General features: G+C 44.2%; 10 protein-coding genes. 7 read left to right on the top strand and 3 right to left on the bottom strand.

Annotation, left to right across the window (positions count from 1 at the left end; all coding sequences use genetic code 11):
• Positions 1–36: 36 nt before the first annotated feature.
• A complete protein-coding gene (locus VN379_RS00820; RefSeq protein WP_325529822.1) occupies positions 37–1,011 on the top strand; it encodes a peptidoglycan recognition protein family protein in 975 nt (324 codons plus the stop codon).
• Between the two features lie 14 nt (positions 1,012–1,025).
• Here VN379_RS00820 and VN379_RS00815 read toward each other — a convergent pair whose 3' ends face one another.
• Positions 1,026–2,648 (bottom strand): FMN-binding glutamate synthase family protein, encoded by a 1,623-nt coding sequence (locus tag VN379_RS00815; RefSeq protein ID WP_325529821.1) that lies wholly within the window; start codon positions 2,646–2,648, stop codon positions 1,026–1,028.
• A gap of 229 nt (positions 2,649–2,877) precedes the next feature.
• On the opposite strand from VN379_RS00815, the gene VN379_RS00810 reads away from it, so the two are divergent.
• The 3 genes from VN379_RS00810 to VN379_RS00800 all read left to right on the top strand — a co-directional run bounded on the left by VN379_RS00810 (position 2,878) and on the right by VN379_RS00800 (position 4,850).
• Positions 2,878–3,882, top strand: coding sequence for a nucleoid-associated protein (locus VN379_RS00810; protein ID WP_325529819.1), 1,005 nt, complete (start codon positions 2,878–2,880; stop codon positions 3,880–3,882).
• Positions 3,883–3,968: 86 nt separating this feature from the next.
• Entirely contained in the window at positions 3,969–4,406 is a 438-nt protein-coding gene (locus tag VN379_RS00805) for a GNAT family N-acetyltransferase (protein WP_325529817.1), read from the top strand.
• A 204-nt stretch (positions 4,407–4,610) separates the two neighbouring features.
• Complete coding sequence (locus VN379_RS00800; RefSeq protein ID WP_325529815.1) at positions 4,611–4,850, top strand: cation transporter; 240 nt, start codon at positions 4,611–4,613, stop codon at positions 4,848–4,850.
• A gap of 70 nt (positions 4,851–4,920) precedes the next feature.
• On the opposite strand, the gene VN379_RS00795 is transcribed toward VN379_RS00800, so the two are convergent.
• Positions 4,921–5,820, bottom strand: a complete 900-nt coding sequence (locus tag VN379_RS00795; protein WP_325529813.1) for a LysR family transcriptional regulator — start codon at positions 5,818–5,820, stop codon at positions 4,921–4,923.
• 185 nt (positions 5,821–6,005) lie between these two features.
• Here VN379_RS00795 and VN379_RS00790 point away from each other — a divergent pair, with 185 nt between their 5' ends.
• The 3 genes from VN379_RS00790 (at position 6,006) to VN379_RS00780 (ending at position 8,424) form a co-directional block, all read left to right on the top strand.
• A complete protein-coding gene (locus VN379_RS00790) occupies positions 6,006–6,716 on the top strand; it encodes a hypothetical protein (protein ID WP_325529811.1) in 711 nt (236 codons plus the stop codon).
• Between the two features lie 63 nt (positions 6,717–6,779).
• A complete protein-coding gene (locus VN379_RS00785) occupies positions 6,780–7,682 on the top strand; it encodes an EamA family transporter (RefSeq protein ID WP_325529810.1) in 903 nt (300 codons plus the stop codon).
• A 16-nt stretch (positions 7,683–7,698) separates the two neighbouring features.
• A complete protein-coding gene (locus tag VN379_RS00780) occupies positions 7,699–8,424 on the top strand; it encodes a 2-phosphosulfolactate phosphatase (RefSeq protein ID WP_325529808.1) in 726 nt (241 codons plus the stop codon).
• Between the two features lie 108 nt (positions 8,425–8,532).
• Here VN379_RS00780 and VN379_RS00775 read toward each other — a convergent pair whose 3' ends face one another.
• Entirely contained in the window at positions 8,533–9,021 is a 489-nt protein-coding gene (locus VN379_RS00775) for a CarD family transcriptional regulator (protein ID WP_325529806.1), read from the bottom strand.
• Positions 9,022–9,058: the final 37 nt, after the last annotated feature.

Genomic DNA, 9,058 nt, shown 5'->3' with positions numbered 1-9,058 from the left:
CTGCATAAATATATTACAATAAAGGAGGTCGTTAGCATGATAAGTTCAAATGAGCTCCAGATTCTTGGATATGTCGCAGGCATACTGATCGGGGCTAATATTCTGGCAATGGCATTATTTGTTCTATTTGCCAAACTGCCGGACGGACAATTGCGCGAGTTGATTCGCGGAGTTATATTTCAGCTTGATAAATTTGCAGACACAATGGCAAATAATGAGAAACGGGCATCTGCTATCGGGCAAGTAAATGCAATACTGGGCTGGAGGGGTATCCTTGTGCCGACTGCACTTATCGGCTGGGTAATTGATACCGAGGTAGCCGCAATCAGAGAGATGCAGAAAGCCGCAGGTACGCCTGATTTACATGAGGATCAGGAACAAGAGGATGAAAATAGTGGCAGGCAAGAAGAACGGCTAATGCAGCAAGTGACATTAGTGGAGATCAGAGAAATGGCCCTTAAGGCTAAAGCCGCCCTGCAGCAGTCTGCCCAAAGATACGGTTGGCCGGTCAAGGTTTATCTGCATTGGTCGGCGGGACACTATGACCAATTTTTTAATGATTATCATTTTAATATCGGTAAAGATGGTTCTGTGTTTGTAAGCACCAATGATTTGAGCGAAAAAAAGAGTCATACGTATTTTCGCAACAGCGGGGCGATTGGTATTTCGGCTGCTTGCGCCTATAATGCCCATTCCTGTAATGATTTAGGACCAGAGCCGCCAACTCCGCTGCAGATAGAGGCAATGGCTCAGATGATTGCTGTGCTAAGCAAGGCATTAGGTATTCCCATTGATATTCAGCACTTTATGACCCACGCTGAGGCTGCTGACAATATGGATGGGTGTGACCCTGGCTATGCAGAAAACGGCTATCCGCAAGGACAGTATGGCCCGCAGAATAGTGTGGAACGCTGGGATTTATGGGTGATTAAAACCGGTGATAAACCCGGTAGTGGGGGTAATATACTTCGCGGCAAAGGCATTTGGTATCAACAAAACGGCGTCGGCTGAGATGATGCCATTATTTAGGTAGGCGCGTCCAAGTCAGACTTTTGTTTCACTAATGCATTGTAATCAGCTTTTAATTGCCGTACACGGGATAAATCCTGGCAAGGACTTATTTCTGCTAATGTGTCTTCCATTAACTTTGTTAAACCGTGGGAATAGCGTAACGTGTTATTCAAATGCTCCAGTGAGTCCTGGCATTGTTCGTCGCTTATGATGGACTGTCGCCCATTCTGGTAGTTGGGGCGGGGTGCCAGGGACACCTGTTTAACGCCTGTAACATCAGCGGTCAGGGTATCCATAGCAACAAGGTCATCAGGGCCGAGCTCTTTTAAAGATGACTTCCCTAAAGCTCGCATAGCGGCTTCCATCTCCAAAATCATAGATGCAAGTACGTTTGTCACATTGGTGGCAGCCTGATCGACATTTAGCTGTGTTTTGGTGGGTGAATTATAATACACTAGCGTGGTAGGCGGTTCCCAGGGTGTCACTTTAGTAACTTGCTTATGTGTGAGCGCGAACAGGGGGATGGTACCTAAATAGATGGCATCCGCGCCTAAGGCCAGCGCCTTGAGGCATTGACCTGGGGTGAAATAGTGACCTGATACAATTAGACTAATCTGTGTATCTTTTAAATAACGCTTGGCCCGGACCAGGGAATATAGACTGGGGATAGCGAAATCATCTTGCATAATCGGGGCTGTTGCATGGGCCCCGCCGCCGGCGCCATCAATCACAACAGCATCAAAGCCTAACTCAACCGCAACCGCTAATTCTTGTTCAAGCCGGTCTGTTGCCATAATTTTTAGGGCTATGGGTATACCCTTAGCCCTGTTGCGTAATTGATTCATAAAACCAGGCCAATCCTTGGGGCTTTGAACCCCGGGCGGGGCGGGGCGGGAAATAGCCGCCTCGCCAGGTGCTACGCCTGCAAGCACTTGGGCTCTTCCGGCAAAGTCTGCCGCTTCTATACGGGACGTACCCATATCAGCTCCTTGCCCCATTTGAACCTCCAGCATATCTGCAGCAGCAATTTGTTTGTCAGTTCTATCCCCCCAGGACCAGCGGCAAATTTGTAAGACATATCTACCTGATTCCCCGGGTTCTTCAGGTAAGAATGGGCCTTCTCCGGAATTGGTAGCAGTTTGCAAAGCTTTCGATGCCCTGGCTAAAGCAATTTTAGCCTCTTCGCTCAGACCTAAGCCATAGGCCATACCACCGATCATTAGGGGTATCTTTATGCATAGCGGTTTTTTTGCTTTTGAGCCAAGTGTTACGCGCATGTCGATTTGAGTACTTTGCGGGAGGGAGAACATTGTCATTTGGCGGGGGGAAAACATTAAATTATCATAGTCAGGAAAATGCTTGGGGGAGCCTAAGGGGCGTCCTATGACCGCTCCTGCCTCGGCCCGTAGGCTTAATTCGATTAGATTTAGTGTAGAAAAACGTGTTAATGATGGCAATAGCTCTGCAAGATTTTGATCATAGGTTTCTGTAAGTAGCTTTGATATCGTGTCATTGGTGACACGTTTAACGATATACCGTGTAATTGGTTTAGCCAAAAATATTGCTGCTAAGAACACCAGAGCCAGTATGGAAACCGGTACCAGCAGCCACTGGTAGTTAGTGATAATGATATGCATATGCGGCCCTCACTGGGATTTTTGTTTTTAGTATTCATCAGCCTGTGTAGTTTTAAACACAAAGAGCTAGGCCGCCGGTTGACTGAACGCACGGAGGCTTAGCTCTTATAAGTTTTAGTCTGATGCTAATAAAGGAAAAAGCTCACTAATGAAGAACCTCAATAAGGGACATTAATTTATATGCAATTAAATAAACGTTAGCTGCAGAAATAGAAAAGGAAGATGCACCGTGCTCATAACAATCAATCGTGCAATTTTACACATATTAGATTTTAATTCTGGAATTACTGTTTTCTCAGAGCAGGAGCTGGATATAAAAAGTAACAGTGTGATAACATTCTTATCTAAGCATATCGAAAAATCTTTTAATGATCAAAATTCAAAGGCCGGTACTTTCCATCCCAATAGTAAATTTAAAAAACAAGTAACAGACTATCTTGCTGGTAGTCTTGATTTTACTAGCTTCTCAGTATATGCAGCAGATTTAATGTATAAAGCCATAGCTCAGTCTGAGGTATTGGATTCTACGGATTTGCTTATTTGTGATTTCGAGATCGATAGTAATCGTGTCATTGCTCTTTTAAAATGTAATAATAGAGTGGGATTCATTCATCAAGTTGTCCATGAGCAGGAAAAAATTAAAAACGAGATTATTAATCACTATGCGATTTTGCCCAGCCTTACGCAGAAACTGGATGAATACGCATTTATTGAGGTGGATTCACTTACTATTAGATTTATTGATAAAAAGCGCACTATCAATGGTGAAGAGGCCTATGTATTTGCCGATCATATCCTGGAGTGTAGTTCGCTTATCTCTGCAAAAGAGACAATTAAACTGGTGAGCTCTATTAGCCGGATGGTTGCAGAGAATCATGGGAAAAGCAGTGTCGAGGCTGTTTCTAAAACGAAAAACTATATAGTCGAGAACACCGAGGTGTCAGAATACCTGGATCCAGTGGAGTTGGGGAAACAAGTGTTTCATTCCTCGCCATTAATGCAAGAGGAATATATTAAAGAGGTAAAAAATGCCGGAATCCCCGAAACCGTGAAGGTCGACCGGACATTAGCCATGCAGAAGGGTAAAAATCATAAAATTAAAACAGATACAGGCATTGAGATAACATTTCCTGTAGACTATTTCCAAAATAAGGAGTTTATCGAGTTTATTAACAATGCCGATGGTACATTATCAATCGCATTAAAAAATATTGGCAGCATAACTAATAAATAATCCGACTATATATTCCGCATTAAAGAAGTTTGCAGGCGCAGGCGGGTGGTGCAAGACTTTAACGCATAAGGAGCTTGTTGAAAACAATGATCACTATAACCGATATTGAACAGTCAGACTTAGCGCAATTTGCTGTATTAGGTGAAGAACTTTTTGGATCTGAAACTAATATGACAAAGTTGACAAGCGTGTTTGAAAGAATGCAAGCAGATCCCAGTTATATTTTCATTGGTGCAAAGGACGATCAGCAAAGATTACTGGGATCTGCTATGGGGATTATCTGCATGGATACAGTGGGTGAATGCCGGCCATTTATGGTGCTTGAGAACATTATTGTAAGCAAAAATAGCCAAAGGCAGGGAGTCGGGAAAAAGCTTGTTGCCTATCTGGAAGCGCGGGCGCGGGAGAAAAACTGCTATTTCGTTATGTTTCTGTCGCATGCTAAGCGCAAAGAGGCTCATATATTTTATGAAGCAATCGGCTATCCCAAAGATATTGCGCAAGGATTTAAGAAATATTTATAAGTAAGGACCATTCAGATCTGCAGACACGTTGTCTGTGGATTTTTCTTATTTGATGTTAGCAGATAAAATGCGGTGATAGTTAACTAAATAAAAAAAATAAATGGACAGGTGGAAGTCATGATTGTACTGGAGTATAATTATAGTTGGTAATAAATGTAATGCGGCTTGCCTGGTGCAATACAACAAAGTTATGGGGGAATTGTTATGGGGATAAGGTACAAAATCGATAACTCTAAAATTAACTTTGCCTTAACTGTTGAAGGGATGACTTGCGAGCACTGTAAAAAGGCTGTGGAATCAAAGGTTATTACTATGTATGGGGTAGATTCGGCAATTGTAGATCTTGCGGCCAACACACTTACCGTGGAATTTGATCCTAATTGTATTACCTTAAAGGATATCGTAGCCGCAGTGACTGAAGAAGGATATACTGCGAATATCTAGGGGTTAATAGCTGATTTTTGGTTAGGCTGCACCAAGACTTGTGATACAAGGGTTGGTGCATTTTTCTTCTTTATACACATGAGGGGTTCTTTAGTGTCTCAAAAGTTACTTTGATAAACGCACGCAGTGCTGGTGACAGCCACTTTTCTTTGTGATACAGTAACTGGGCTTTAATATCAAAACATGCTCCAGCCCACGGCAGTGCAATAAGCTGATCAGCAAGTATTTCTTGTTTAACAGTGGCATATGGTAAAAAGCCGATGCCCCAGCCGTCGCAAACAAACCTTTTAATAACCTCATTACTGCTGACCCCAAGTATTGACGCGGGTTTTGCTCCCGCCTGGGTAAGAATGCTTTCAAATAAGTGGCGGTAGCTACACCCGGTTTCAGTCAGGATGAGTGGCTGACCATTCATATCATGCGGCAGGATTTGCTGTTTTTTAGCCAAGGGGTGGTTTGGCGCCGTAATAACTGCCATAGGCACGTCGAAAAGAACATGGGTAACAAGATCGCTTTCAGTACAGGATATATCTGGGATGAAGGCCAGGTCGATCGTATTCTTCCGAAGGTAGGTTCGATAGTCACTGCAAGTATCAAAACGTATATTGAGTTCCACGTTAGGGTAAAGAGCACGAAATGCATTGAAAACCTCAGATAAGCGATAGGTGCAAAGCGATTCTGCGGTTCCAATTGTTAGCTCGCCTTTGGGGGTTAAAGAGCTGGAGATTAGGTCTTTGGCCTCATCGGCCAGTTTCAGAATCTGGTCAGCATAGGTATATAAGTGCTCACCGTCTTTGGTCAGTTTTATTTGCTTTCCTAAACGCTCAAATAACATTGTGCCGAAATCTTCTTCAAGTGCCTGTATTTGATTCGTAATAGTTGACTGGGCATAGCCGAGGTCTTTTGCCGCTTTGGTAAAGCTTAATAGTTTGGCTGTTGTAACGAAAGCTCTTAACTCGCGAAACTCCATTTTAGATCCCACCCATCACAATTTGTGAATTACTCCATCGACATTATCAATTTTACCTATTGATAATTCCATGATAATATAATTTTTAACACAGGTCTATATAATTGCGTTAAAGAATTTTACAGGCGCCTGTAGAACCTTTACTGCGAATGCCTAACAGTGAGACCTATTTTGGAGGGTAGAGGATGATAAAAACGATTAAGGCTGATGAAATAAAGTCCCGGGTGCAGGAGCTTGGTGCCGATTTATGCCAGATAGCTTCTGTAGAGCGCTTTGCGGACGCACCTCCTGGCTTTCACCCTGCTGATATTGTTAAAGGTTGCCACAGTGTGGTCGTTGTGGCAACACGATTTCCGGTAAGTACACTGTCGGTTTCATCCCCGGCTGCATATACTTTTGTACGTAATAAATTAGCTGATAAAATAGATTCGATTACAGTGCAGGTTGCCGCTGAGCTGGAAACCTTAGGTAGCTGCGCTGTCCCTGTTCCGTCAGCTGACCCATACGATTACTGGGATGATAACCGGCGACACGGGCAAGGGATATTGTCATTAAAACATGCGGCAGTGCGAGCCGGACTAGGGCAAATAGGCAAAAATACACTCCTGGTCAATGAAAAATTTGGGAATATGGTGTGGTTAGGTGCGATTGTACTTGATCAGAAGCTTGAGCCTGATAGGTTGGCTGATTATCAAACATGCCTGCCTGATTGTAAAATCTGTTTAGAGGCTTGCCCGGCAAATGCTCTGGATGGGGTTACCATTGAACAATGCAAGTGTCGTAGTGTCTCTGCCAGGCATACTGCCGGTGGCGGTGGGGTTTATAGCTGTAACATTTGCCGAAGAATATGCCCAAATCACAACGGGATTAAGGGTAATTCTTTGGTTAGCCAATAGACAATGCAGGATTTTGGGGCACATTAGGATAAATGAGTACCTATAGCGTGATTAGGAGTAACCATGATGCAAAAACGGGATATTTTTATCGGACTAGTCGTTGTTACGGTATGGGGCCTTAATTTTATCGCCATTAAAATTGGCTTAAAAGAGATACCGCCATTGTTATTAGGCGCACTGCGCTTTCTCCTGGCTTGTTTCCCAATTATTTTTTTCCTGCCTCGGCCGCCAATTCCCTGGCTTTGGTTAATTGCATTAGGGTTGTCAATTAATGTGGGGCAGTTTTCATTTTTGTTCATCGGGATGAAGGTCGGCATGCCTGCCGGTCTTGCCTCGTTAGTTCTCCAGTCCCAGGCTTTTTTTACATTGCTGGTGGGAGCTGCCTGGCTTGGCGAGCGTTGGAGCTGGAATCACCTGGCAGGTCTTGCATTGGCAGCTAGTGGTATGGCCATCATCGGCTCTCAGCAGGGTGGGGAAATGACGGCTGCTGGGTTTGGGCTGACCTTGACTGCAGCTGCCTGTTGGGGTGTTGGCAATGTCATTATGCGCCGGGCCACTCAGAGCCTGCCGCCTTCGTCCATGTTATCTTTAGTAGTATGGGCCGGTGCTGTGGCTATCCTGCCATTAACAGCATTATCCTGGATCATAGAAGGCTATGATGCCTGGCTGGCCGCCTACCATACTCCCAGCTGGGCCAGCCTTGGTTCGATTATCTATCTGTCCTTCTTTGCTACTTTAGTCGGGTTTGGTTTATGGGGTAAGCTGCTTTCACGCCACCCCGCCGCAGTGGTGTCGCCGTTAGCCCTGTTAGTACCAATCGTGGGTATGAGCAGTTCAGCCTTGTTTTTGGGAGAGGCAGTTTCTCTTTGGCAAGGTTTGGGAGCCGTACTGGTAATGTCCGGTCTGATCGTACACGTTTTGGGTGGGCGATGGAAGGTAAGTAACATAAAAATCAGAGACTACTAATATAAGGAGACTTCTAATGAACATTGATGTTGCATTTTTGCCTGCGGAGGTCAACGGGGTTGATATATCTAATACTACTTGCATTGTATTGGATATCTTTCGGGCAACAACGAGTATTGTTACTGCTATGGCTAATGGCTGCAAAACAGTAACACCGGTATTATCGGTTAATGAAGCCCGGCTGCTTGCAAATCAAGAAAACAGATCTTTGTTAGCCGGCGAACGGCAATCCATTAAAATAGAGGGTTTCGATTTTGGAAACTCTCCGTTTGATTTTTCTGAGTCTAAGGTGCGGGACCGGCAGATCATCATGACTACAACCAATGGTACTACTGCAATAAAAGCAACAGAAGGTGCAGCAAGGACCTTGATTGGTTCTTTTATAAATGCCAGTGCGGTTTGCCGGCAGGCCAAACAATACGGGCAGGATATATTGATTGTCTGTGCCGGAACAGATTGTCTCTTTTCGCTGGAAGATGCCCTCTGTGCAGGTTTTCTGACAGACATTCTGCTAAGCGAAGCGGCAACCGTGCCAACCATGACAGATGCAGCCAGTGGTGCTTTGCTAATGTATACCCAGGCAAAAGGCGCACTTGGTGAAATTGCCAAAAACAGCAGAAATGGCAAACGGCTATGCGAGCTGGGGCGTGAGGAAGACGCCAACTACTGTTTTCAAATCGATTTATTTACTATAGTACCCGAATATAAGAACAGGATGATAACAACTGCTTGTGAACTGTAACGGATACAGGGGATTATCCTCAGGTGTGCTAAGCAAAAAAATATCCGGAGACGTTTTCGTCTACGGATTTTTGAAAGCTATATGACAGCGTACTTGTTTATCGAAATACTACGCTGGATGAAAATTAATTACTTGATCTAATAAATCAGAGGCTTGTTCTCGCTGAATCCCCAGTACCAATACAACTTCACTAAGGAGGATTTGGCGGGCGTTATCCAGCATGTTCTTCTTAGTCATTCCCAGCTTTTTCTTGTTGCTGATACGTACTAAATCCCGGATAACCTCGGCGCCCTCGTAGATGTCGCCGCTCTTTATTTTAAGCATATTTCTTCGATCGGTCTGATTGTCATTGCAGGATGTATCTGATTCTCCATCGAAGAAAGTCGTGAACACGTCGTCTAGTTTCTCCGGGTTTACAATGCGGCGTATTCCCAGTCTCTCGGTTTTGTCGATGGGTATCATTACTTGCATGTTTCTGTGAAGGATATTGATGGAATAATACAACTGAGTTTCGCCAAGAAACTCTTTTTCTTCAATTGTTTGAATAATCCCGCCGCCTTGCGCAGGGTAAAAAATCTTATCACCTACTTGAAACACGAAGCCCACCCCCTGTCTAGTAGCTTAAGTATACAAC

It is taken from the genome of Sporomusa sp., assembly GCF_035561255.1.
Classification (GTDB): domain Bacteria; phylum Bacillota; class Negativicutes; order Sporomusales; family Sporomusaceae; genus Sporomusa.
This window is presented reverse-complemented; position numbering and strand designations above follow the sequence as displayed.